Source organism: Ochrobactrum sp. Q0168 (genome assembly GCF_016427605.1).
In the GTDB taxonomy this organism is placed as follows: domain Bacteria; phylum Pseudomonadota; class Alphaproteobacteria; order Rhizobiales; family Rhizobiaceae; genus Brucella.
Genome location: NZ_JAELXQ010000005.1, coordinates 16,150 through 41,180, shown reverse-complemented (window position 1 = coordinate 41,180; position 25,031 = coordinate 16,150). Strand labels below are relative to the sequence as shown.

The window sequence follows — 25,031 nt, the reverse complement described above, 5'->3', positions numbered from 1 at the left end:
TCTCCACTGCGACCGGATTCATAAGTGGCGATTAAGCAAACAATAAATCAGGTCACGCTAACGGAGAGCTATGGCGCGTATGGATTTTATCAATATAGTTTTGTTAAAAATCGGGTGGTCGTATATTCCACATCAGCGATTGCGGAACTGCGGTGGGCGCTTTTCGGCAAAGGCGTTCATGCCTTCGCGGCGGTCATCCAGCGCGAAGGTCGAATAGAGCAGACGACGCTCGACATAAATACCTTCCTGCAAGTGGGTCTCGTAGGCCTTGTTGACCGCTTCCTTGGCAAGCTGCACGACGGGCCGGGAATAGGCGGCGATCTTGGCGGCGAGCGTCACTGCCTCCTGCACCTGTGTACCCGCCGCTACCACGCGGCTCACCAGTCCCATGCTTTGCGCTTCTGCTGCGGAAAGCGCGCGACCGCTCAGGATCATGTCCATTGCAACAGCCTTGCCGACGATACGGGTCAGGCGTTGTGTGCCGCCTGCGCCGGGAATGATGCCGATGGAAGTTTCCGGCAATGCAAAGCGCGCTGTTTCGGAAGCGATGATCATGTCGCACATCATGGCGATTTCGCAGCCGCCGCCGATAGCGTGACCGGAAACCGCTGCAATTGTCGGCTTGCGCATCCGCGCCAGCCCTTCCCAGGTGGAGGTGATCAGCTGCTCCTCATAGACTTCGGCAAAAGTCTTGTCCTTGATTTCCTTTATGTCGGCGCCGGCGGCAAAAGCCCGCTCCGAGCCGGTAATGACGATGGCGCCGATGGCAGGATTGGCATCGAGGGCCGCTGCCACTTCGGAAAGCTCGGCGGTCAGCTGCCGGTTCAGCGCATTCAGCGCTTCCGGGCGGTTCAAGGTGATGATGCCGACCTGTCCTTCGACGGCGACAAGGATGTTCTCATAAGACATGACAGCCTCTCGGGAATTTCGGGCGGTGAGAGCGGCATATCGCCCTCGCTTCGTTAAAGAACGTAAATATATTTACGCAGTTCATCAAGGTGGTGTACGACTTTAAGTGAATTTATGGCGGATATAGCGTCAAATACCCTGTTGCCTCAGGGTGCATTATAGGTATAAATGACAATATATTGATATATATGGGAGGATATCATGGCTATGGATTCCGATACGCTGGCGCAGTTTCTGGATACGTTGCGCCGTTTCGTCGATGACAGGCTGATCCCCGCGGAGGCTGAAGTGGCTGAAACCGACGCCATCCCGGCGGATGTGCTCAGCGAGATGCGTGAGATGGGACTGTTCGGTCTCACTGCACCCGAAGAGTTCGGCGGTCTGGGCCTCACCATGGAGGAAGAGGTTCTGGTCATGTTCGAGTTGGGGCGTGCCGCGCCCGCCTTCCGCTCGATCTTCGCCACCAACGTGGGCATCGGAATGCAAGGCATCGCCATTGACGGCACTGACGAGCAGAAGGCGAAATATCTGCCGCTTCTGGCGTCCGGCGAGTTGACGGGGTCCTTCGCGTTAACCGAGCCGGATGTTGGCTCGGACGCGGCTTCGGTCAAGACGACGGCGCGCAAGGATGGCGATTTCTATGTGTTGAACGGCACCAAGCGCTTCATCACCAATGCGCCACATGCGGGCCTGTTCACGGTGATGGCGCGGACCGATCCGACGCAAAAGGGTGCGGCGGGCGTGTCGGCTTTTGCTGTCGAGCGCGGCACGCCGGGCCTCTCTACCGGCAAGCCGGAAAAGAAAATGGGTCAGCAGGGCGCGCATGTCTGCGATGTGATCTTTGAGGATTGCCGGGTTCCGGCTTCCGCGCTGATCGGCGGTGTCGAGGGGCAGGGCTTCAAAACGGCAATGAAGGTGCTGGACAAGGGGCGTCTGCATATTGCCGCCGCCTGCGTCGGCCTGTCGGACCGGATCATCGACGACATGCTGGATTATGCGGTGAGCCGCCGTCAGTTCGGCAAGCCGCTGTCGGATTTCCAGCTTCTGCAGGCGATGTTCGCCGATTCCAAGGCGGATGCCTATGCGGCGCGCTGCATGGTGCTGGATGCGGCGCGCAAGCGCGATGCAAAGCAGAATGTCAGCGTCGAAGCGTCCTGCGCCAAGATGTTTGCCTCGGAAGCCGTGGGGCGCATTGCCGACCGCAATGTGCAGGTGCATGGCGGCAACGGCTATATTCGTGAATATCGCGCCGAGCAGCTTTATCGCGATGCGCGTCTGTTTCGCATTTATGAAGGCACGACGCAAATCCAGCAGATCGTGATCGCAAAGGCGCTTGTTGCAGGCGCGAAAGAACGGGCTGGTCTGTAATCGCGAGGCTGAGGGCGGCGGATCGATCTGCCGCCTTTTTTCTATTCGGCAGCGTCTTCGGTCGAAGTCGCTTCGGGGTCAATGGCTTTGAAATTGTGCAGCATCTTGTCGAGGTAATGCAGCATGTGGATCTTGTCCTCGGTCGAGAATCCGTTCAGCGCTTCCTCGTAATATCCGGTGATGACGGGGCGCATATTTTCGTCCCAGAGGCTAAGCCCCTTTTCGGTCAGCCGGATGAGGCGGGAGCGATTATCGGTTTCCGATACGGCGCGCTCGACATAGCCGAGACTTTCCAGTCGTGACAGGACGCCCGCCAGATTCTGCCGGCTGACGAGCAGGAAGGTGGCGAGATCGCCAACTGCGACGCCATTTTCAAAACTCGTGCGGGTCAGTGCGCCCAGCACAGCCCATTGCTGGGTGGTAATCCCATATTCTTCGAGCGCGCGCGTGCCTGTCTTATGCAGCATGTTGGCGCATTGATACATCCGGAAAAACAGCCGGTTGCTGAGACCCAGGGACAGGTCGGTAAATTTTGCGCGCTCTTTTGTGGTCTTTGTCATGTTTTCCGCTTCGGTTGTCGGCGACAGAGTGTACGTCCTTCGACTTTAGGTCAAGAGAGAGCAGCATATAAAATAACGTAAATATATTGACATAAATTCCTGACCGCTGTAACCATTTTAAATGGGAGTTCGGAGCTGACTAAGGCAATAAATGCACTTATAATGGCGGATACTGGGCATTGAACCGTTAGTCGGCCATTGGGAAGGAGGACGCTATGCGTGGCCTAAAAGGTAAAGTAGTTGTCGTAACTGGTGGCGGCGGCGGGATTGGCTCAGCCACTTGCCTGCGTTTCGCCGAAGAAGGCGTGCGTGTTGTCGTTGCAGACATCAGCGCGGATGCCGCCGCAAAGGTCGTGGATGCGATCAAGGCCAAGGGAGGCGATGCTACGACGATGATCGTTGACCTGACGGATTTCGACGCGACGGGTAGAGCGGTGGCCAAGCTTGAGGCCGAATATGGCCCGGTCGATGTGCTGGTCAACAATGCCGGTTGGGATCTGTTCGTGCCCTTTCTCAAGTCCGAGCCGGATTATTGGGCGAAAATCATCGACATCAATCTCCGCGCAGTTTTGAACATCACCAAGCCGGTGCTGGCCTCGATGGTGACGCGTGGCAATGGCGGTCGTGTCGTGTCGATTGGCTCAGATGCGGGTCGCGGCGGCTCGTCGGGCGAGTCGGTTTATTCGGCCTGCAAGGCCGGTGTGATCGCCTTCATGAAAACGCTGGCGCGCGAACATTCGCGCCACAACATTACCTTCAACACGGTCTGCCCTGGCGTGACCGAAACGGCCATGCTGGAAAACTTCATGGAAGCGGCGGGCGACAAGGAAAAGCTGCGCACTGCCTTTGCCAAGGCTGTGCCTCTCGGTCGTCTTGGTCGTCCCGACGATCTGCCCGGCGCAATTGTGTTTCTGTCGAGCGACGACGCCGCCTTCATCACTGGCCAGACGATCAGCGTCTCCGGCGGACTGACGATGCATGGCTGAATAAGGAGGAGGAAACCATGACTGAATATACCGATATTCTCTATGAGGTTCGCGGCGGTGCGGCATGGATCACCATCAACCGTCCCGACAAGTACAATGCCTTTCGTGGCCATACCATTGACGAGCTGATCCACGCTTTCCAGAAAGCAGGCTGGGACAAGTCCATCGGCGCCATCGTGCTGACGGGTGCTGGCGACAAGGCGTTTTGCACCGGCGGCGATCAGTCGGCCCATGACGGGCAATATGATGGTCGCGGCGTGATCGGCCTGCCGGTCGATGAGCTGCAATGCCTTATCCGCGATGTGCCGAAGCCGGTAATCGCGCGCGTCAACGGTTTTGCCATTGGCGGCGGCAATGTTTTGGCTACCGTTTGCGATTTGACCATCGCGTCCGACAAGGCGCAGTTCGGACAGGTTGGCCCCAAGGTCGGTTCTGTCGATCCGGGATTCGGCACGGCCTATCTCGCCCGCGTCATCGGTGAAAAGCGGGCCCGCGAAATCTGGTATCTGAACAAGCGCTATACTGCGCAGCAGGCGCTGGAATGGGGTCTTGCCAATGCGGTTGTCCCGCATGAAGAGCTGGATGCGGAAGTGGATCGCTGGGTGGCCGAGCTGATGGAACGCTCGCCGACCGCGCTGGCGCTGGCCAAGCTGTCATTCAATGCCGATAGCGAGAACATCCGGGGCATCGGTGCGCTCGGTATGCGCGCTTTGTCGCTCTATTACGATACCGACGAAAGCAAGGAAGGCGGCAATGCCTTCCGCGAAAAGCGCAAGCCCGATTTCCGCAAATTCGCGAAATAAGTCGGCCCAAGTGAGACCGGTCGGCGCGCCTGGTGCAAGGCGCACCGCATATCCGGCGCAGACAACAAAACATATGCAGACGTCTATCTGGGAGGAGGGACCAATGCTGTGCATTTCAGTGCCCTTCAAGGGCTTTTCGGCTTCCCCGTTGACGTTTGGGTCAGTGAGGTAGCCATGTATCCGACCATTTTTGATACCGAAGAAATCAACGCCCTGCGCGACCTCGCCCGCAAGTTTGCCAGGGACCGTCTTGCGCCGGGCTATCAGGCGCGGGAAAAGTCCGGCAGTTTTGGCCCTGAACTGGTGCGCGAAATGGGTAGCCTTGGCCTCATCGCCCCTGAACTGCCGGAAGAATTCGGCGGACTCGGTTCCGGCGCGCTTTATTCCGGCGTCATCATTGAGGAAATTGCCCGTGGCGATTTCAACATGGGCTATATCAATGTGCTCGCCTCGCTGAACGGTCAGATATTGGCGAAATTCGCCAATCCCGAGATCAAGCGCGAATGGCTGCCGAAACTGATCGCGGGCGAATTGATGCTCGCCATTGCGCTGACCGAACCGCGTGGCGGATCGGATGCGGCCAATCTTGGCCTCAAGATGGAGCGCGACGGCGACCACTACGTCATTAACGGTGAAAAGACGTCGATCTCCGCGGCAGATCAGGCCAAGGGCGCAGTGGTGTTTGCCCGCACCGGCAAGCCGGAAGACAAGGCGCGCGGCATCTCGGCCATTTTCGTGCCGATGGACCTGCCCGGCATTTCCACCACGCGTTTCGTCGATGTCGGTCAGCATGCGATCGGGCGCGGCTCGATCTTCTTCGACAATGTGCGGGTGCCGGTGGATCATCTGCTCGGCGAAGAGGGCAAGGGCTTCGTGCAGGTCATGCAGGGCTTCGATTTCTCGCGCTCGCTGATCGGCCTGCAATGTCTTGGCACGGCCCGCCAGTCGCTGGATGAAGCGTGGGATTACATCAAGGAACGCAAGGCCTTCGACAAGCCGCTGGCGGCATTTCAGGGCATCACGCATCAGCTTGCCGATTTCGATACCAAGGTCGAGGCCGCGCGGCTTTTGTCGCTCAATGCGCTATGGCTCAAGGATCAGGGCATGCCGCATGTGGCCGAGGCTGCCATGGCCAAGTGGTGGCCGCCGCTTTTGGCTTATGAGGCGATCCATGCCTGCCTGCTGATCCACGGCCATGCCGCCTATTCCAACGAGCTGCCGTTCGAGCAGCGCCTGCGCGATGTGCTCGGCCTGCAGATCGGCGACGGCACGGCGCATATCATGAAAAACATCATCGCACGCGAACGTGCGGGAAGGGCCGCTGTCAGCGGCTGACAATGCGCCGACAATGATTGGGAGGAGGAAACCATGAAATTCGACGCTGTGCTGATCGAGCCACGCCGCGCGAAAATGGAGGCCGAAGGCTTCTGGCCGGGCAAGACGCTGCTGGACTATTTCGAAGATTGCCTTGAAGCCAAGCCCGATGCGCTGGCGATGACCAGCATTGCCGTGTCTTCGGGCGCACGGCGCGACCTGACCTGGAGGCAGATGGAAGGTCTGTCCTGGCGCGCAGCGGAGGGGCTGCGGCGTCTTGGATTGGGCAAGGACGATGTTCTGGCCTGCCAGTTGCCCAATTCATGGGAGTTTGTGGTTCTCTATATCGCCTGCCGACGCCTCGGCATCGTCTTCAATCCGGTCATGCCGATCTTCCGCGAGCACGAGTTGCGCTTCATGCTGAAGCACGGCGAGGTGAAAGCCTTTGTCGTGCCGAAGGTGTTCCGCGATTTCGACCATGAAGCCATGGCTGAGGGTTTGCGGCCCGATTTGCCGGATTTGCAGCATGTGATCGTGGCGGGCGGCGCGGGCGACAATAGTTTCGATGCGCTGCTGATGGACCCTGCATTCGATAATGCGCCGGGTCTGCGTGACTACTCCCTGACGGTGCGCGGCGATGCCAATGATGTCTGCCAGCTGATCTATACATCCGGCACGACCGGCGAGCCGAAAGGCGTGATGCACACCGCCAATACGATGTATTCCAATCTGGTCGCCTATGCTGACCGACTTGGGCTTGGCGCGAACGATATCGTCCTGATGGCTTCGCCGATGGCGCACCAGACCGGCTTTATGTACGGCTTCCTGATGCCGTTCATGCTGCAGGCGCGCATGGTCCTGCTCGATCTCTGGGACAAGGCGCTGGCCGCAAGGGTGATTGCGGAAGAGCGCGTGACCTTCACCATGGCCTCCACGCCTTTCCTGATGGACTTGTCTACGGCAGTTGAGGAGGGAGGCACGGATGCGTCTTCCCTGCGTATTTTCCTCTGCGCAGGGACAGCCATTCCGGGTCCGCTTGTCGAGCGCGGCAGCCGCATTCTGGGTGCCAAGGTGATTTCCGCCTGGGGCATGACGGAAAACGGCGCGGTGTCCGTGGTGCCGCCGGAAGACCCGGACGAGCGTTCGGTGCATACCGACGGCCCGGCCTTGCCCGGTATGGAATTGCAGGTACGCGGACCCGATGGAAAGCCTGTGCCTGCTGGGCATGAGGGCGAACTTTTTGTGCGCGGCTGCTCGAATTTCGTCGGCTATCTAAAGCGTCCGCAATGGAACAATACCGATGCCGATGGCTGGTTCGACACGGGCGACATCGCTCGCATGGATGAGCAGGGCTATATCCGCATCTGCGGTCGCTCGAAGGATGTGATCATTCGCGGCGCGGAAAACATTCCCGTCGTCGAAGTGGAAGCGCTGCTCTATAAGCACCCCGCCGTGCAGCAGGTGGCGATTGTCGCCTATCCCGATGAGCGTCTTGGTGAGCGGGCCTGTGCTTTCATCGTCCCGAAGGCGGGGCAGGCAATCGATTTCGAAGCTGTGGTTTCATTTCTTGGCGCGCAGCATCTGGCGCGGCAATATTTCCCCGAACGTCTGGAGATTCGCGACCGTCTGCCCGCAACGGCATCAGGCAAGATCCAGAAATTTGCGCTGCGCAACGAGCTGCGCGAGGAATATGAAAGGAACCGCAAGTGACCATAATGAGTGCCAACCGTATCTCCGGACCGCGTGTCGTTATAACAGGTGCTGGAGGGCCGATGGGCCGCGCCATCATTCGACGGCTCGTCGCGGACGGCGCGCGGCAACTGGCGCTGACCGATATTTCCGGCACAAGGCTTGGCGAAACCGCCACGCTGTTGTCGGCGGAATTCCCGGAACTGAATATCGTCACGCTGCGCGGCGATGTGACTGTCACGGCGGAAGCCGAGGCTTTCGCTGCCGAGACGCTTAAAGCCTTTGGCGGTATCGATGTGCTGGTGAACACGGTGGGCGGCATCCGCTCGCAGCAGCTTTACACGCCGTTTCTTGAGATGGACGAGGCGCGGTTTCGCGCCACGCTCGACCTCAACCTGATGGGCAGTTTCCATCTGATCCGCGCCTTTGCGCCGGGCATGCTGGAGCGCGGGTGTGGGAGGATCGTCAACTTTGCATCGGTGGTGTTCGGCGGCGAAGGCGGACAGGCGGATTATGCGGCGGGCAAGGCGGCCATCGCCTCGCTGACCCGCAGTCTGGCGGAAGAATTTGCGCCCGCCATTACCGTTAACGCTGTTGCGCCGGGGCTGACGCGCACATCCGTCACACAAACAATGCCGACCGAAAACGCGGCGCGGCTCGTCTCGAGAGCCTATAATCGTCGCATGGCTGAGCCGGAGGAGATTGCCGAGGCGGTGGCCTATTTCGCTTCGGAGCCGGCCCGTTTCGTCACGGGCGAGATCATGGCCGTTTCCGGCGGTTTCCATCCTCATTTATAAAGAGCCTATCCATGTCCGATCCCGTCCACCTGTCCATCGATGACGGCATTGCGCTGATCACCATCGATAATCCGCCCGTCAATGTCACATCGCGTGCCGTACGCGAAGGTCTGATGGCAGCGCTGGACGGCGCGCAGGCAGCAGGCATCGGGCGGGTGGTGTTGACCGGGGCGGGCAAGACCTTCGTGGCCGGGGCCGATGCGAAGGAATTCTCAGCGCCGCCACAACCGCCGCATCTGCCGGATATTGTCAGTCGGATAGAGACTTTTCCAGTGCCTGTCGTCGCCGCCATCAACGGCGCGGCACTGGGCGGCGGTTTGGAGCTGGCGCTCGCCTGCGCTGTGCGCATCGCCACGCCAAAGGCAACGGTCGGGCTGCCGGAAGTGACGCTTGGTGTGGTGCCGGGCGCTGGCGGCACGCAGCGCCTACCGCGACTGGTCGGGCTGGAAAATGCGTTGTCGCTGATTTCCGAAGGCAAAGTGATCGGTGCCGCCGAGGCGGAAAAGATCGGCCTTGTGGATGCTCTGGCCGACAATCCGGTGGAAGCAGCGCGGCGCTATTCCTGGCTGGAACGTCCGGCGACGGGCGCTTTGCGTGGTCCTGCGCTCGACAAGGCGGCGATTGAAGCGGCTCGCAAGCAGGCGGCAAAGCGCAGCCCGAATCAGATCGCGCCGCAAAAGGCCATCGATTTGATCGAGGCGTCATGCACGTTGCCTTTGAATGAAGGGCTGGCGCAGGAGCGCGCCGTTTTTCTGGAGCTCAAGACCAGCGAGCAGGCCGCTGCTTTGCGCCATGTATTCTTTGCCGAGCGAGCAGCGATGGGGCAGAGCAAGACCGGTGGCGCGGACATTCGTTCAGTGGTGGTGGTTGGCGGCGGCACGATGGGCGCAGCCATAGCCTATGCGCTGGCCGGGCTTGGCATCAATGTAGCGCTGGTCGAGGCCGATGAGGCAGGTGCGGCACGCGCCCGCGCCAACATCGCCAAACTCTATGGCGAGGCGGTTGCACGCGGCAAATCCACGGCGGAAAAAGCCGAAGCGGATCAGGTGGCGCGGTTCCGTTTTCATGTCGGTTATGACGCATTGCCCGCAGCCGATATAGCCATTGAAGCTGTGTTTGAGGATATCGACGTCAAGCGCGCAGTCTTTACGGCGCTCGATGCCGCCTTGCCCGAAACGACCATTCTGGCGACCAACACCTCCTATCTCGACGTCAATCGCATTGCCGAAGTGGTGCGCAATCCCACGCGCTTTCTGGGGCTGCATTTCTTCAGCCCCGCCCATGTGATGAAGCTTCTGGAAGTGATCCGTGCTGATGACACCAGCCCCGAAACGCTGGCGACCGCCTTGCGTCTTGCCGGGCGGATGAAGAAGATCCCCGTATTGGCGGGCGTTTGCGACGGTTTCATCGGCAATCGCATTTTGACCCACTATCGCCAGATCTGCGACATTATGCTGATCGAAGGGGCATTGCCTGCCCAGATCGATGCCGCCATGCGCGGCTTCGGCATGGCCATGGGGCCTTATGAGGTGCAGGACCTTTCCGGTCTCGATATTGCCTATGCTAATCGCAAGCGGCTAGGTTGGAAGACGAAAGCAGGATTTCGCTACATTGCCATTGCTGACCGCATCGTGGATGAAACGGGCCGGTTGGGCCGCAAGACCAATGCCGGATGGTATGATTACGAAGGCGGCAAGGCGACGCCTTCGGCATTGATCGATGCAATCGTCATCGAGGAATCGCAGCGCGCCGGTATCGAGCGCCGCGCCTTCAGCGATGAGGAAATCGTGGACCGCGCGATGACGGCCATGGTCGAGGAAGGTTCCCGCATTCTGGAAGAAGGCATTGCCCAGCGTTCCGCCGATATCGATCTGGTGATGATCCATGGTTATGGGTTCCCGCGCTGGCGCGGCGGGCCGATGCATTGGGCTGAAAGAGCTTTGAGGACGGGTTAAGCCCTCAAAGCATGAGCAGGGCGCTTATCGCGCCAGACCTGCATCCTGCAGGAACTTGACCGATGGCATGATCTTGTCCTTGTCGCGCAGTTCGAGGATCAGGCGCGGATTGCTGTCCAGTTGCGCCAGAGCCGCGAAAACGCCATGCCAGCGGATGGTGCCTTCGCCGATGCCCCAATGACGATCCGCATGGCCGTCCGCATCCTGCAAATGGACATGCTGCAGGCGGTTGCCCGCGCGGCGGATGAAGTAATCGACCGGATGCGCGCCAAGCGAGCCATAGGTGAAATGGGCGTGGCCGGTGTCGACCGAAACGGCGACCGATGACGACTGGAAGCTGTCTGCAAGCAGGCAGCGCGCATCGGTGTCGATATCCTCGATATTTTCGATCACCAGCGTGCAGCCGATTTCTTCAGCGCGCTTGACGACCGGCGCCAGCGTTTCGTGAGCATAGTCGATGATCTGCTGGCCGCTCTCGACGAAATTGTCGAGATTGTTGTAGGTCCAGAAATTATAGGGGCTGTGGATCACCATCTGCGTGGCGCCGATGAATTCGCAAACCCCCAGTCCCTGAAGATAACGCTCAGTGACGATCTTGCGAATGTCTTCATCCTGATTGGAGAAGTTCAGACCCCAGAAAGGACCATGAATGCCAAGGCGGCCTTTATAGCCGTCCAGCAGGATCTTGATGCGGCTGGCAGGCGTCTTCCAGTCTGCTTTCAGGAGAGCGACATGGACAAAATCCTGGATTTCCAGATCGCGGTTTTCCGACAGGATGAAATCGAGATTTTCTTCGAGATAGGACAGCGGGACGGCTGCGCCGAGGAGCGGCAGGTCGGACATAATCAATTTCCTGGATTGACCGGATGGCATGGGATGAAAGCGGTTCTGCCTCGCCTCCGGACTAAAGTGCAGACAGAACCGTTATTGTACTGGCTTCAGGCCGCAGCTTCAGCCAGCGCCAGACGCGATGCGATCACCAGATCGGGGCTGTCGGAGGTGATGTAGGCAACGTCGCGCTCCATCCAGCGGTCGATCAGCGCACGGTCGTTGAGTGTCCAGACGCCGAGGCGGTCATTGGGAAACAGCGACGTGATGCGGTCGAATTCGGCTTCAAACAATTCGTGGTGCACGCCGACATAACGGACCAGCGGTTCGACGCTGCGGAAGAAGTTTTCCAGCCCGCCATTGCGCTCCACCCATTGTGCATTGAGCGACATCAGCCGGTCGATTTCCGGCGCGATTGCCGCGCAGCGCTCAACCACGCTACGGTCGAAGGAATGCAGCACGACATGGTCGCCAATATTGCGGGCGCGGATGATTTCGACGGCCTTTTCCACGAGGCCTTTATAGGGCTTGCCATCGGCATCGGATTTCAGCTCGACATAGAGATGCACATCCGGGCGTGTTGCGAATACGTCGAGCACTTCCTCAAAAGTGGGGATATGATCGGCGGTAACCGTGCCCTGTTCGTCCTTCAGCCGCACAGAGCGGCGACCGGCATCGTCGAGCGTGCGCACATTACCGGAACCGGTGGTGGTGCGGTCGAGCGAAGCGTCATGAATGACGAGCATCTGCCCGGCATCGGTCAGGTGGAGGTCGAACTCTACGCTGTCGATATCGAGATCCAGAACGTTGCGAAAGCCGGTGAGCGAGTTTTCCGCCCAAAGGTTGCGCGCGCCGCGATGGGCCATAATCTTTTTCATGTCTTGTGTCCTTACTGAACAGTGGGGTCGAGCTTGTCGCGAAGCCAGTCACCCAGAAGCGAAATCGAAAGAGTGGTCAGAACGATCACCAGCGCCGGAGCGAGCATGATCCACGGCGCGCGCGTCAGATATTCGCGCGCGAAGCCGACCATATTGCCGAGCGATGATTCCGGCGGCTGGACGCCGAGACCGAGAAAGGAAAGGCCGGATTCCATCAGGATGATTTCGGGAAATGTCAGCGTCATCGAGACGATCAGCGTCGAGGCGACATTCGGCAGGATGTGGCGGAAATATACGCGGAACGGTGTTGCACCGAGCTGCACCACGGCGCTGGCATAGCCCTGCGCTCCGGCGGAAATGGCAAGGCCGCGCGCGATGCGCGCATAGCGCTCCCAGCCGTAGAAACCCATCAGGCCGATCAGCAGCGGCATGGAATTGCCGAAGAAGGCGAGGACGGCCAGCGCCATCACCATGAAGGGGAGGGCTGCCTGAAAATCGGCGAGCATCAACACGATGTGCTCGACCCAACCGCGAAAGCGGGCGGCGAGAAAGCCGAGCAATGTGCCGAAGACGGCAGAGAGGATCGTCGCGCCAAAGGCGATGACCAGCGAGACGCGGATCGACTGGATCAGGCGCGAATAGACATCGCGCCCCAACTCGTCGGTGCCGAGCCAATGTCCGGGTGATCCCACAGGAACAAGCCGCGCCATCAGGTCCATCTTGGTGATGGAATAGGGCCGCAGATAGTCGGCAAAGATCACGACGAACAACATCAGCCCCAGCCAGAAACAGGCAAAGGCGACGCTCATCGGCATGGTCTTGCGCAGGCGCGTGATGAGTGCTGGCGCCTTGACGGCAGGGGCGGGGATAAGAGCGGTATCGGTCATTGTGTCCACCTCAATGCGCGGCTTTGGTGCGCAGGCGCGGGTCGAGAACGCCGTAGAGCACATCGACAACGAGATTGGAGATCACCATGCAGCTCGCGATAATCAGGAGCAGGCACTGCACCACGGCGAGGTCGCGATTGGCGACCGACACCACCAGAAGCCGGCCGATGCCGGGCCATGAGAAGATGGTTTCGACAACCACCGCCCCGGCAATCAATGCGCCGACCATAAAGCCGACAATCGTGACGATCGGTACCGATGCGTTGGGCAGAGCGTGTTTCCACACCACATCGTTCCAGCTGATCCCCTTGGCTGATGCCGTGCGGATATAGGGTTGCCCCAGCACTTCGATCATGGCCGGGCGCGAGAAACGCGCCAGAACCGCCGTGCCGCCAATGGCGATGGTGAGGGTCGGCAGAATACCGTGGACCCACTTATCGCTGCCGCCGGACGGCAACACGCCGAGCTGTACCGAGAAGATCAGCACCAGCACGAGACCGAGCACAAAAGACGGCACAGTGAAGCCGAGGATCGACAGGGTAATGACGCCACGGTCGGCGATGCCCTGACGGTGCAGCGCGGCATAGACGCCCGCCGGAATGCCGAGGCAAAGCTTGATGATGAGCGCCGGAATGGTGATCTGGAGCGTGGCGGGTACACGTTGCAGCACCAGATCGATAGCCGGCGCCTTGTCGCGCATCGAGATGCCGAAATCGAAGCTCAATATGCCTTTGAGATAGGACAGATATTGCAGCCATATTGGTTCATCGAGACCCCATGCCTTGCGGAAGGCATCGATGGATTCCTGCGGCGCATCGGGACCGAGCATGATCTGCGCCGGGTCGCCGGACAGGCGCAGCACCACGAAGGCAAAGGTCATCACCAGAAAGACGGTGATCAGCGCGCGGAAGAGACGGGAGGCTATGAAACTAAGCATGGGTGCCTCACGCAGCACTTTTCGCGGGCTCAACGAAATGACAAGCCGTGCGCCGGTTCAAGCCGGTTGGTTCCAGATCGGGCATCGTCGTCGGGCATTGAAAGCCCGCCACCGGACACCGGGGGTGAAACACGCAACCGCTCGGGCGGTTTGCGGGGTTTGGTGGTTCACCCTTGAGGATCATGCGCTGGTTGAATTTCTTGCCCGGTATGGGAACGGAAGACACCAGCGCCTTGGTATAGGGGTGCTGGGGTGTCTCGAAGATCACGCCGGAGCTGGCCTCTTCGACGATCTTGCCGAGATACATCACGGCGACGCGGTCGCAGATATTGCGCACGACTTTCAGGTCGTGGCTGATAAACACCATGGCGATGCCATGTTTCTCCTGAAGATCGCGCAGGAGATTGACCACCTGCGCCTGAATGGACGCATCGAGCGCGGAGACCGGCTCGTCGCAGACAAGCAGCCTTGGGCTGGTTGCAAGGGCGCGGGCGATGATGACGCGCTGGCGCTGGCCGCCGGACAGTTCATGCGGATAGCGTTCGCCCTGATCGCGGCGCAGTCCGACAGATTGCATCAGTTCGCCGACATGTTCCCTCAGTTCCGCGCCGGAAGCTAGCCCATGAACTTGCAGCGGCTCGCCGATCTGCGCCGCAATCGGCAGGCGGCGATCAAGGGCCGCCAGCGGGTCCTGAAAGACGAGCTGCATTTGCGCCCGCAGCTTGCGCCACTCGCTCGTGTTGCGGCGCGGCAATGGCCTGCCGTCGAACAGAACCTGGCCTTCGGTGGCGTCGTCTATGCCGAGCAGCATGCGCCCCAGCGTGGACTTGCCGCAGCCGGATTCGCCGACAATGCCAAGGGTCTCGCCCGGTTGGATGCGCAGGCTGACGCCGTCCACCGCCTTGACCGGATCGGCCTTCCTGAACAGGCCATCGCTCCGGTACACCCGAACCAGATTGTTTGCTTCGAGCAGGAAACTCATGCCAGAGCGCCTTCTGTCGGGATGGTGCGGCTGTGATAGACGTGCGATACCGCGCCTTCGCTATGGGGGTGGAAGCAGGCGACCTTCTGGCCGTTTCGCAGCAGAAGATCGGGAATGGCGCTCATGCATGTGTCACTGGCTTGTGCACAGCGTGGCGCGAATGCGCAGCCTGTCGGCAGATGGCGCGGATCGGGCACGGTGCCGGGAATGGCGCGCAGTCGCTCACGTCCGCCGTCAAGACGCGGGATCGCTTCGAACAGCCCCCGCGTATAGGGATGCTGTGGCCTGTCGAACAGTTCGATGGTCGGGCCGCTTTCAACGATACGCCCGGCATACATCACACAGACGCGTTCGCAGATATGGCTGACCGCACCGAGATCGTGGCTGATGAACACCACCGCCATGCCGGTTTCGCGGCGAATCTGATCCAGAAGATCGAGGATCTGCGCCTGAATGGTCACATCAAGCGCCGTGGTTGGTTCGTCGGCGATCAGCACGTCCGGCTGACCGGCCAGCGCGATGGCGATCATCAGCCGCTGGCACTGACCGCCGGAAAATTCATGCGGATAGAGATTGAAACGGCGGGCCGCATCGGGAATGCCGACGCGCTCCATAAGGCGGATAGCTTCGCTGCGTGCCGCCTTGTCCTTCAGGCCGCGATGCAGCGCCAGCGATTCAACGATCTGGTGGCCGACTTTCTTGACCGGATTGAGCGACGAACTCGGGTCTTGAAAGATCATGGCGATCCGCCCGCCGCGAACGCTTTCCTTGACGGAACGGGCCGCGCCGACCAGTTCCTGACCATCGACCTTGACCGAGCCTGATACGGAAGCCTTGCCGGGGAGAAGTCCGAGCGCGGCAAGCCAGGTTACGGACTTGCCGCAGCCGGATTCTCCGACGAGGCCCAGCGTTTCGCCACGGCTCACGTCGAGATCGATCCCGTGCAGAACCTGTACGCCGCTGAAAGAGACCTTCAAGTCCCGGATGGAGACGAATGCCACGGTCGTCCCTTTCTTTCGGTCAATCGCGGTCTTTGCGATTATCGATGCAATTTCACTGAGAATGAAAAGGCTGGCATTGTGAAATGCCAGCCCTGGTCAGCGGATCAGACGTTCCAGTTGCTGGAGCGGAAATCCATGGCGAATGCCGGTGCGGCCTTCCAGTTCAGTTCCTTCTTCATGCCGGTGAAGACGGCGTTCTGATGCAGAATATTATAGGCCGGGTCTTCGCGCTCGCAGATTTCGAGCATACGCTTGATGGCCTTCTTGCGCTGGTCGTGGTCGGTGGATGTTTCCATGATGACCGACAGCTTGTTGACCTCGTCGTTCGACCAGTCCTTTTTCTGCTGCGCTTCGCCATTCGGGCCGAACTGAACCACCAGCGGCGTGATCGGATCGTTGATGTTGTTGGATGCCGACCAGTCGCGAACGCCCTTGACGCCTTCCGGATCATGGATCTGCGCCCAGTTTTCCTTCATTTCGATCTCGACATTCAGGCCGACCTGCTTCCACATTTCCACCAGAACCTGCGCCGTCGGCGTCTGGTTGGTGTAATAGTTGTTCAGCAGGCGATACGGGATGGCGTCGCCCTTGTAATTGGCCTGTTTCAAGAGATCGCGCGCCAGTTCAGGATCGAATTTCGGCGGCTGCCAGTCTTCGATGAACATGTTGGAGGTGCGGAAGCTTTCAAACTGCATGCCTGCCGGTACGACCGTCTGACCGGCCCACAGCGCATCCACAATCGCCTGGCGGTCGATGGAGTGCGTCATGGCGCGGCGCACTAGCGGATTGCGCAGGATTTCATTTTGCGTGTTGAAAACGGTGAGGCGATGGTTCCAGATGGTCGAGCTCTGGATTTCAAGGCCCGGATTAGCGGTAACGGTGCCGATCTGGTCCGGCGGCAGATCGCAGGCAAAGTCGTACTGGCCGGAGATGAGGCCGTTCACGCGGCTTGCAACTTCCGGCACTTCGACAAAGCGGATCTGCTGCAGCGGCGGCTGGCCGCCCCAATATTCGTCATGCGCTTCCAGAACGAGTTCCACGTCCGGCTTATAGCTGGCAACCTTGTAAGGGCCGGTCGTGACCGGCTTGCGCGCCCATTCGGCATAGGATTTGGCTTCATCCCAGGCGCGCTTGTTGGCGATCTGCGAGCCGAAGGCATAGAGGCGACCTTCGAGCGTGACATCCGGCGTCGCATTGTGGAAGCGGACGGTATATTTGTCGACGGCTTCAACACCGCGCAGCGCGGGCCAGAGACGGCGCGAAACGCCGGGAATGGCGGCAGGGAGTTCTTTCTCCGTCTGCGGCTTGAAATTCGCTTCATAAAGCGTCTTGCCGCCGGCGGGCTCGGTGCCTGCGAAAAGGCGCTCGTCGGAGAAGGAGAACACCACGTCCTCGGCGGTCAGTTCATCGCCATTGTGGAACTTCACGCCCTGACGCAGCTTCAGTTCGATGGTCTTGTCGTCGAGACGCTTCCACTCGGTGGCGAGGCCCGGAACCGGACCCTGATTGCCCATCCAGTCACGCAGGATCAGGCCTTCCCACAGATTCGGGAAGAAAACGCGCTCGCCGACATTCGACTGTTCGTTCCAGATGTCGAGCGTGTTGTTGTTGGTGATCTTCTGAACGGCGACGGTGACCGAGCGGCGCTGGTTGGCGCGGACAATCCCCGGCATGATGAACGTGCCAGCGGCAGCGCCCATGAGACCCAAAGCGTGACGACGGTTGATAAGCATGTTTTCCCCGATCCGTAGCGGCCACGGAAATCCGCTGGCCAGACTAAAACTGAAGGCGGGGAATAGGCCTCAAATGTAACAGGCTTTTCTCAGTTACTTGAAGTTTTCTTGACACTGTTGTGTATAAGTCGGTTCGAGCGATCCTATATTAAGTTCTCGAAAGATGTTCTCTTCGGTGTGATTATGGGTCGTGTAGCCCTCTTCAAGGGCCTTTTGACGTGCGACCGGATCGCCATTCGCGAGCCGGTGACTATGGTTTCAGCATAGAGCGGGACTATTGTTTTTACCCAATAAATTGCCCCATGAAATTATTTAGGAGTTGCGAATTTATTCTCGCTTCGAATCCGGATCTCCAGTAATATTAGTTATCTATAATTCTCTTTTGAGAATGGGGTCGGGGGAATCATGAATATTAAAGTCCGTCGTGGCAGCCTGTCGGCTGGCGCTTCTCTCATGACATTGTTGCTGTTGATGGCGCCGGTGCGCGCTGAACAGCAGCTCATTGAGTTCGCTGTGTACGGAGCCTATAGCAATGACGTCACCAACCCGGCCTTCGGTGGGCCTTACACTGGCACAATCGGGGCGTGCTGCGCGACTTATTACGGCCCGGCCGATCTCTCTTTTTCAGGCGGAATCTCTGAGGCAGCGGGGGCTTCTGTCGGCGTGGCTGGAACGCCGGTATACCAACGAGTTAGTGATGCGTATGACGGGTACGGCGGGCTTGGGTTTCGCCAAGGAGGTAATGTTTCGCCGAATTTTGGTGGGCTGACTGTTACGCGACAGGTGGATACCACGCATGGTCCGGGCTCTATTCCAACGCCAATAACGGCGACTTTTGCCGCAGGCGGGGTCTATAATGCGGCGCGCTGGGTCGAAACGATCTCGAACACAACGGCTAACACAATCACCGGATCGCTCACTTACCTCAATAATCTAGGCTCGGACTTTGACACTGCATTCGTCGCGTCAAGCTCGGGCAATGTGGCTGCGCAAACCGGAAATTTGTATCTGGTTTCACGTGAAGACCGTATAAATAGCCTTGATCCTGTCATAACGCATATTTTCGGCAATAATGCCTACACCCTGAACTCGACAATGAAGCATTCCGACGGTTCAGACGTTACGGAATGGCAGTATTCCGTCTCGCTTGCTCCGGGCGAGACGCGGAAAATCGTGCTGTTTAATGTTCTGACTGCCGATATAAACTTTAGTTCGCTTGATCCGGCTTCGGATATTGCGCTTGGCGTTCAACTGGCCAATCTTATTACCAACAACGGGCAGGCAATCGCGGCGGATTCGCTGCCTTTCACCTTCTTCTCGGATTTGTCGCGCGATGATCTCAAGCAGATCCTCAATTACGACTTCGTCGGTTTGACGCTGGACACGTCGCGTCCCTATTTCATCGAAACCGATTACGCCATGACCCATGGCCCGGTCGAGTTTGACGGTGGAACGCTGCGTCCAACGGGACCGATGATCATCGGTCAGGACATGGCGGTCCATGCGGCGGGCGGAACCATCGACGGCACGAACGGCAATCTCACATTGACCGGCGCGCTTTCCGGTGCGGGAAGCATGACGTTTGCCGGAACGAACAAGATCATCCTGACTGGCGCCAACAGCTTTGGCGGCGGTGCGACAGTCGAGGCGGGAACGCTGATTGTCGGCAATCACGGCACCGGTTCACTCGACGCATCGGTACAGGTCCACTCTGGCGCGACCTTGGGCGGCACCGGCACTATTGGCGGCAATGTGAATATTCTCTCGGGCGGCTTTCTGTCTCCGGGCAACTCCATCGGAACACTGACGATCAATGGCGATCTGGTTCTCCAGCCCGGTTCGACGATGGAGGTGGAAATTGCTGGCAATGGCGGTTCCGACCTCGTCAATGTCAGCGGCGTTGCCACCATTGCCGGGGCACATGCGGTCATAACGGCCATCGACCCGGAAACGAGCTATCAGAAGGGGCAGACCTATTCGTTCATCACGGCGGCGGGCGGTATTGACGGTCAATTTGCCGACATCACGTCGCGTTCGGCTTTTTTGAATTTCGATCTGGCATCCCCGGCGGGGGGAAATGCGGTCACCATTTCGCTGAAGGACGACGTTAGCGAGCCTTCGAAGCTGTTCACCACTGCAGCCAACACCCCGAACCAGCTGGCGACAGCAGGAGCACTCGGCACGCTGGCGCAAAGCGGTCCGTCGCTGGCGCTTTATAACAGCCTCCTGATGCTGACCGACGGTGAAGCGCGGGCAGCTTTCGATCAGCTTTCCGGTGAAGCCTATGCTTCGGCCAAGGGCGTTCTGATCGATCAGACGCATTTCACGCGCGATGCGGTGACGAGCCGCTTGCAGCAGGCTTTTGGCGGAACACCGTCTTCTCCGATCCATGCGCTGTCCTTTGGCCCCGCGCCGAAGAAATCGGGAAGCGAGGCGTTTGATGCCGTCGCACCGGCAAGCATCGGCAATGCTTCGGGCACTTATGCAGCCTGGGGCTATGCATTCGGAAGCTGGGGCAAGCAGGACGGTAATGGTCATACGGGCGAGCTGAAATCATCCACCGGCGGGTTCATCACGGGTCTGGATGGCGTGGTCTATGACAATTGGCGGCTCGGCCTGCTGGCGGGCTACAGCCACACCAGTTTCCATGTCGACGACCGAACCTCTTCAGGCAGCAGCGACAATTATACACTCGGCGCCTATGCAGGCACCGAATGGGGCTTAGCCGGTGGCGATGCTTTGGCCTTTCGGTCGGGCCTCGGCTACACATGGCATAATCTTGAGATGGAACGCCGGGCTGCTTTCCCGGGCTTCAGTGACCACCTGAATGCCGATTACGATGCGGGTACATTTCAAGCTTTCGGTGAACTTGCTTACAAAACCCAGCTCGGCAAGGCCGCTTTGGAACCCTACGCAAATCTTGCTTATGTCCGTTTGAAGACGGATGGGTTCGATGAGCAGGGGCTGACCGCCGCTGCCCTGACCACGGGTTCCGATACGACCGATACGACCTTCAGCACGCTCGGCTTCCGGGCATCGACCGATATCGATCTTGGCAGCCTCAATGCGAAAGCCCGTGCGGATATTGGTTGGCGTCACGCCTATGGCGATGTCACGCCGGTATCGACGGCAAGCTTCCTCGGATCAAGCGCCTTTACTGTCGCGGGTGCTCCTATTGCCAAGGATGTTGCGACCGTGGAAGCCGGTCTGGACTTCCAGATCAGCCAGGACGCAGTTCTGGGTGTCTCCTATAACGGCCAGTTCGGGTCCGGCGCTGTCCAGAATGGCGTCAATGCCAAGTTGAGCGTCAGCTTCTGACACCAAGCGCAGTCATCTGCCTTGGGGCGGATGACTGCGCAATTATCAAGCCGCAGAATAATTGCTTAAATAATCTAATCCCGCTTTCCGCCGATCAGGACCTGCCTTACCCTTCGCCTGCAATCTGATTTGATCTGCGGGGTGAAAAGCAGTTCTATGTCCATCGATACCGGCAATCTGGAAAAACTTGCCCCGCAGCGCGTCAATGGCGTGGGCGGGCTGACCGTCCATTTCAAGGAGGGGCGCTCCCGCATTTCCCGGCTTTATCAGGAGGGCGCCGCCAAAATCCGCATGCCGCAAGTGGCGCGGGACCCGCTGGAAGCGATCCTCATCAACACCTCCGGCGGGCTGACCGGCGGCGACCGGCTGCGCTGGGACGTAGAGCTGCAGGAGAGCGCTTCTGCCGTGGTCACCACACAGGCCTGCGAGCGGATTTATCGCTCGGGCGGCGGTGAGGCGCGCATAGAAACACACATCAAGGTGGCAACAGGCACGCGTCTTGCATGGCTCCCGCAGGAAACCATTTTGTTCAACCGATCCGCTCTCTCGCGCGCGCTGGATGTCGAGATGGAGGAAGGGGCGGAAGTGCTGCTGGTCGAGGCGACTGTTTTCGGGCGTCTCGCCATGGGTGAAGCGGTGGAACAGGCATCGTTCTGCGACCGCTGGCGGGTGCGGCTCGGCGGGCGTCTGGTTCATGCGGAAGAGTTCCGCCTGGGGCCTGATGTTGCCGCTGAATTGCAGGCCAGAGCGGTCGCGGATGGCGGGCTTGCCGTTGCCACGGTGTTGCTGGTTTCGACGCACGCCGAAAGGCAACTGGAGGCCGCGCGCGCCATTATCGGCGAGGAGGGCGGCGCCAGCGTCTGGCAGGTCGGCGACGCATCGAAACTTGGCGCACGCCTCTATGCGCCGGACAGTTATGCCCTGCGCAAGCGCCTCGCTCCTTTGCTGGCGCTGCTTAATGGAAAGGCAGGACTGCCTAAAGTTTGGTCAATTTGAATTTGCGGCCACCGGGCCGCGTTGGTTGGGAAGGTTCGGAACGAAGTCATGAATTTGACGCCAAGGGAAAAAGACAAGCTGTTGATCGCCATGGCGGCCATGGTTGCTCGCCGCCGTCTGGAGCGCGGTGTGAAGCTCAATCATCCGGAGGCCATCGCGCTGATCAGCGATTTCGTTGTGGAAGGCGCGCGGGACGGGCGCACGGTGGCCGATCTGATGGAGGCGGGCGCACATGTCATCACGCGGGAACAGGTGATGGCGGGCGTTGCCGAGATGATCCACGATATTCAGGTCGAGGCGACATTTCCGGATGGCACCAAGCTTGTCACGGTGCACGAGCCGATCCGCTGATTTTGAATTTCAATTTTTGAAAAGGTGCAAGATGAAGAAGATGACGGTCCTGACGGCAGCAGCGTTTGCGCTCATGGCAAGCCCGGCTTTTGCCCATCTCAATCCCGCCGAACACGGCTCCTTTGCCGCCGGTTTCTCGCATCCGTTTTTCGGTGCGGATCATATTCTGGCGATGGTCGCCGTCGGTCTCTGGGCGGCGATGCTGGGCGGACGGGCGCTTTTCATCGTGCCTGCGGCCTTTGTCGGCGTCATGCTGTTGGGCTTCGTGGCGGCGCTTGTCGGGATGCCGCTGCCATTCGTCGAGCCGGTTATTCTGGCCTCGGTGGTCGTGCTCGGCTTTCTGGTCGCGCTGGCGCTGCCGGTCTCGCCGCTTGTCGGTGCGGTGATCGCCGGTTTCTTCGCCTTCTTTCATGGCCATGCGCATGGCGGTGAAATCGGCGCTGCAACCTTCTTCGATTATGCGGCAGGCTTTGCGCTGGCCACGGCTCTGCTCCACGCAGCGGGCATCGCCATCGGTCTTGGCGTCGGTCGTCTGGCTGCTGGTCCAAGCGGTCGCCTCGCCCTGCGCGTTGCCGGTGGCGCGACCGCGCTTGGCGGTCTGATGCTTATCGCTGGTTGAGGTGCAGCATGATACCTGGCGAAATATTCACGCTTGAGGGCGAAATCGAGCTTAATGAGGGGCAACCCACGGTCACGATCAAGGTCGCCAATACCGGCGACCGCCCGATCCAGGTTGGTAGCCATTATCATTTCCATGAGGCAAATGCGGCGCTGTCATTCGACCGTGAAAAAGCGCGCGGTTGCAGGCTTGATATTGCCGCAGGCACTGCGGTGCGCTTCGAGCCGGGGCAGGAACGCGATGTGACGCTGGTTCCGCTCGGCGGCAAGCGCGAGGTCTACGGGTTCCGCCAGAAAATCATGGGTAAGCTCTAAGCATTTCCAGCAAAAGTGCGAAACCGTTTTGCGCAGGATAATGCGTAAAAACAAGTCGCCAGTGTCGACGGAGAATTTCATGCCAGCCAAGATCAGTCGCGCCACCTATGCGCAGATGTTCGGCCCCACCACCGGCGACAAGGTGCGCCTTGCCGATACGGAACTCGTCATCGAGGTCGAGCACGATCTCACCACCTATGGTGAGGAGGTCAAGTTCGGGGGCGGCAAGGTTATCCGCGATGGCATGGGCCAGAGCCAGCTTTCGCGGGCGCAAGGCGCGGTCGATACCGTCATCACCAATGCGCTCATTCTGGATCATACCGGCATCTACAAGGCCGATATCGGGCTACGCGACGGGCGCATTGCTGGCATCGGCAAAGCGGGTAATCCCGACACGCAGCCGGGTGTTACGATCATCATCGGCCCGGGCACGGAAATCATCGCGGGCGAGGGCAAGATCGTGACGGCGGGTGGCATCGACTCGCATATTCACTTCATCTCGCCGCAACAGGTGGATGAGGCGCTGAATGCGGGTATTACCTGCATGGTGGGCGGCGGCACCGGCCCCGCGCATGGCACGCTGGCCACCACCTGCACGCCGGGGCCTTGGCATATTGCGCGGCTGATCGAATCCTTTGACGGCATGGCGATGAATTTCGGCGTGTTCGGCAAGGGCAATGCCTCCTTGCCGGGTGCGCTGGAGGAAATGGTTCTGGCAGGGGCTTGCGGTCTCAAGCTGCATGAAGATTGGGGCACGACGCCTGCGGCTATCGACAACTGCCTGTCTGTCGCTGACCATTTCGACGTGCAGGTGGCGATCCACACCGATACGCTCAACGAAAGCGGCTTCGTGGAGGATACGCTCAATGCCTTCAAGGGCCGTACGATCCACTCTTTCCATACGGAAGGTGCGGGCGGCGGTCACGCGCCGGATATTATCCGCGTCTGCCAGTACCCGAATGTTCTGCCTGCTTCGACCAACCCGACGCGGCCCTATACGATCAATACCGTCGCAGAGCATCTCGACATGCTGATGGTCTGCCATCACCTGTCACCGGCCATCCCCGAAGACATTGCCTTTGCAGAAAGCCGTATCCGCAAGGAAACCATCGCCGCCGAAGACATTTTGCATGATATGGGTGCTTTCTCGATCATTTCGTCCGACAGTCAGGCCATGGGCCGGGTCGGTGAAATGATCATTCGCTGCTGGCAAACGGCGGACAAGATGAAGCGCCAGCGCGGCAACCTGCCGGACGACAGACCGGGCAATGACAATTACCGCGCCCGCCGCTATGTGGCGAAATATACCATCAATCCGGCCATCGCCCATGGCATGTCGCATGAGATCGGCTCGATTGAGGTTGGAAAACGCGCCGATCTGGTCTTATGGAACCCGGCTTTCTTTGGCGTCAAACCGGATATGGTTTTGCTGGGCGGATGGATCGCTACGGCGCCGATGGGCGATCCGAACGGGTCTATCCCGACGCCGCAGCCGATGCATTACCGGCCCATGTTCGGCTCCTTCGGCAAGGCGCGCACCAACACCTCGATCACCTTCGTTTCGCAGGCAGCAATCGATGGCGGTTTGCGTGAGAGGCTCGGCGTGGACAAGCAGATGGCGGCTGTCGTCAATACGCGCGGCGGCATCGGCAAGCGCTCGATGATCCTCAACAATGCCATGCCGCAAATGGAAGTCGATCCGGAAACCTATGAAGTGCGCGCTGATGGCGAGCTTTTGACATGCGAACCGGTGGATGTGGTGCCGATGGCGCAGCGTTATTTCCTGTTCTGAGAATTGAGGTAGAA

22 protein-coding genes are annotated in these 25,031 nt (G+C 59.5%); 13 read left to right on the top strand and 9 right to left on the bottom strand.

Annotation, left to right across the window (positions count from 1 at the left end; translation table 11 throughout):
- Positions 1-132: 132 nt before the first annotated feature.
- Complete coding sequence (locus JAU75_RS11270) at positions 133-909, bottom strand: enoyl-CoA hydratase-related protein (protein WP_199056617.1); 777 nt, start codon at positions 907-909, stop codon at positions 133-135.
- A gap of 201 nt (positions 910-1,110) precedes the next feature.
- On the opposite strand from JAU75_RS11270, the gene JAU75_RS11265 reads away from it, so the two are divergent.
- Positions 1,111-2,277, top strand: coding sequence for an acyl-CoA dehydrogenase family protein (locus tag JAU75_RS11265; RefSeq protein WP_199056616.1), 1,167 nt, complete (start codon positions 1,111-1,113; stop codon positions 2,275-2,277).
- A 41-nt stretch (positions 2,278-2,318) separates the two neighbouring features.
- On the opposite strand, the gene JAU75_RS11260 is transcribed toward JAU75_RS11265, so the two are convergent.
- Positions 2,319-2,837: a MarR family transcriptional regulator gene (locus JAU75_RS11260; protein WP_199056615.1), complete on the bottom strand. Its 519-nt coding sequence runs from the start codon at positions 2,835-2,837 to the stop codon at positions 2,319-2,321.
- Positions 2,838-3,052: 215 nt separating this feature from the next.
- Between JAU75_RS11260 and JAU75_RS11255 the strand changes: the two genes are divergently transcribed.
- From JAU75_RS11255 to JAU75_RS11230, 6 genes are all read left to right on the top strand, one after another.
- Positions 3,053-3,823 (top strand): glucose 1-dehydrogenase, encoded by a 771-nt coding sequence (locus JAU75_RS11255; protein ID WP_199056614.1) that lies wholly within the window; start codon positions 3,053-3,055, stop codon positions 3,821-3,823.
- Positions 3,824-3,840: 17 nt separating this feature from the next.
- A complete protein-coding gene (gene badI, locus JAU75_RS11250; RefSeq protein ID WP_210339272.1) occupies positions 3,841-4,626 on the top strand; it encodes a 2-ketocyclohexanecarboxyl-CoA hydrolase in 786 nt (261 codons plus the stop codon).
- A gap of 174 nt (positions 4,627-4,800) precedes the next feature.
- On the top strand, positions 4,801-5,961 hold the full coding sequence (gene aliB / locus JAU75_RS11245; RefSeq protein WP_199056613.1) for a cyclohexanecarboxyl-CoA dehydrogenase: 1,161 nt from the start codon (positions 4,801-4,803) through the stop codon (positions 5,959-5,961).
- A gap of 33 nt (positions 5,962-5,994) precedes the next feature.
- On the top strand, positions 5,995-7,650 hold the full coding sequence (gene aliA, locus JAU75_RS11240) for a cyclohexanecarboxylate-CoA ligase (RefSeq protein ID WP_199056612.1): 1,656 nt from the start codon (positions 5,995-5,997) through the stop codon (positions 7,648-7,650).
- Positions 7,651-7,655: 5 nt separating this feature from the next.
- On the top strand, positions 7,656-8,426 hold the full coding sequence (locus tag JAU75_RS11235; RefSeq protein ID WP_247880464.1) for an SDR family oxidoreductase: 771 nt from the start codon (positions 7,656-7,658) through the stop codon (positions 8,424-8,426).
- 11 nt (positions 8,427-8,437) lie between these two features.
- On the top strand, positions 8,438-10,381 hold the full coding sequence (locus JAU75_RS11230) for an FAD-dependent oxidoreductase (RefSeq protein WP_199056610.1): 1,944 nt from the start codon (positions 8,438-8,440) through the stop codon (positions 10,379-10,381).
- A 24-nt stretch (positions 10,382-10,405) separates the two neighbouring features.
- Here the strand turns inward: JAU75_RS11230 and JAU75_RS11225 are convergent, their stop codons facing one another.
- The 7 genes from JAU75_RS11225 to JAU75_RS11195 all read right to left on the bottom strand — a co-directional run bounded on the left by JAU75_RS11225 (position 10,406) and on the right by JAU75_RS11195 (position 17,627).
- The gene (locus tag JAU75_RS11225) at positions 10,406-11,224 is read right to left on the bottom strand and encodes a TIM barrel protein (RefSeq protein ID WP_199056609.1); all 819 of its coding nucleotides are present in this window, start codon (positions 11,222-11,224) and stop codon (positions 10,406-10,408) included.
- A 95-nt stretch (positions 11,225-11,319) separates the two neighbouring features.
- Positions 11,320-12,087, bottom strand: coding sequence for a glycerophosphodiester phosphodiesterase family protein (locus JAU75_RS11220; protein WP_199056608.1), 768 nt, complete (start codon positions 12,085-12,087; stop codon positions 11,320-11,322).
- Between the two features lie 11 nt (positions 12,088-12,098).
- A complete protein-coding gene (locus JAU75_RS11215; RefSeq protein ID WP_199056607.1) occupies positions 12,099-12,974 on the bottom strand; it encodes an ABC transporter permease in 876 nt (291 codons plus the stop codon).
- A 10-nt stretch (positions 12,975-12,984) separates the two neighbouring features.
- Entirely contained in the window at positions 12,985-13,911 is a 927-nt protein-coding gene (locus JAU75_RS11210; RefSeq protein ID WP_199056606.1) for an ABC transporter permease, read from the bottom strand.
- Positions 13,912-13,918: 7 nt separating this feature from the next.
- Positions 13,919-14,893, bottom strand: coding sequence for an ABC transporter ATP-binding protein (locus JAU75_RS11205; protein WP_199056605.1), 975 nt, complete (start codon positions 14,891-14,893; stop codon positions 13,919-13,921).
- Positions 14,890-15,894: an ABC transporter ATP-binding protein gene (locus JAU75_RS11200; protein WP_199056604.1), complete on the bottom strand. Its 1,005-nt coding sequence runs from the start codon at positions 15,892-15,894 to the stop codon at positions 14,890-14,892. Before JAU75_RS11200 ends, JAU75_RS11205 begins: the two co-directional genes overlap by 4 nt.
- Before the next feature lie 104 nt (positions 15,895-15,998).
- Positions 15,999-17,627 (bottom strand): ABC transporter substrate-binding protein, encoded by a 1,629-nt coding sequence (locus JAU75_RS11195; RefSeq protein WP_199056603.1) that lies wholly within the window; start codon positions 17,625-17,627, stop codon positions 15,999-16,001.
- A 405-nt stretch (positions 17,628-18,032) separates the two neighbouring features.
- Between JAU75_RS11195 and JAU75_RS11190 the strand changes: the two genes are divergently transcribed.
- From JAU75_RS11190 to ureC, 6 genes are all read left to right on the top strand, one after another.
- Positions 18,033-20,945 carry an autotransporter domain-containing protein gene (locus JAU75_RS11190; RefSeq protein ID WP_199056602.1) on the top strand — a complete coding sequence of 971 codons (2,913 nt, stop codon included), beginning with the start codon at positions 18,033-18,035 and terminating at the stop codon, positions 20,943-20,945.
- Positions 20,946-21,101: 156 nt separating this feature from the next.
- Positions 21,102-21,941, top strand: coding sequence for an urease accessory protein UreD (locus JAU75_RS11185; protein ID WP_199056601.1), 840 nt, complete (start codon positions 21,102-21,104; stop codon positions 21,939-21,941).
- A gap of 48 nt (positions 21,942-21,989) precedes the next feature.
- Entirely contained in the window at positions 21,990-22,292 is a 303-nt protein-coding gene (locus JAU75_RS11180; protein ID WP_078338387.1) for an urease subunit gamma, read from the top strand.
- A gap of 31 nt (positions 22,293-22,323) precedes the next feature.
- Positions 22,324-22,911: a HupE/UreJ family protein gene (locus tag JAU75_RS11175; RefSeq protein WP_199056600.1), complete on the top strand. Its 588-nt coding sequence runs from the start codon at positions 22,324-22,326 to the stop codon at positions 22,909-22,911.
- An 8-nt stretch (positions 22,912-22,919) separates the two neighbouring features.
- A complete protein-coding gene (locus tag JAU75_RS11170) occupies positions 22,920-23,225 on the top strand; it encodes an urease subunit beta (RefSeq protein ID WP_199056599.1) in 306 nt (101 codons plus the stop codon).
- A 79-nt stretch (positions 23,226-23,304) separates the two neighbouring features.
- Complete coding sequence (gene ureC / locus JAU75_RS11165) at positions 23,305-25,017, top strand: urease subunit alpha (protein ID WP_199056598.1); 1,713 nt, start codon at positions 23,305-23,307, stop codon at positions 25,015-25,017.
- Positions 25,018-25,031 lie beyond the last annotated feature (14 nt).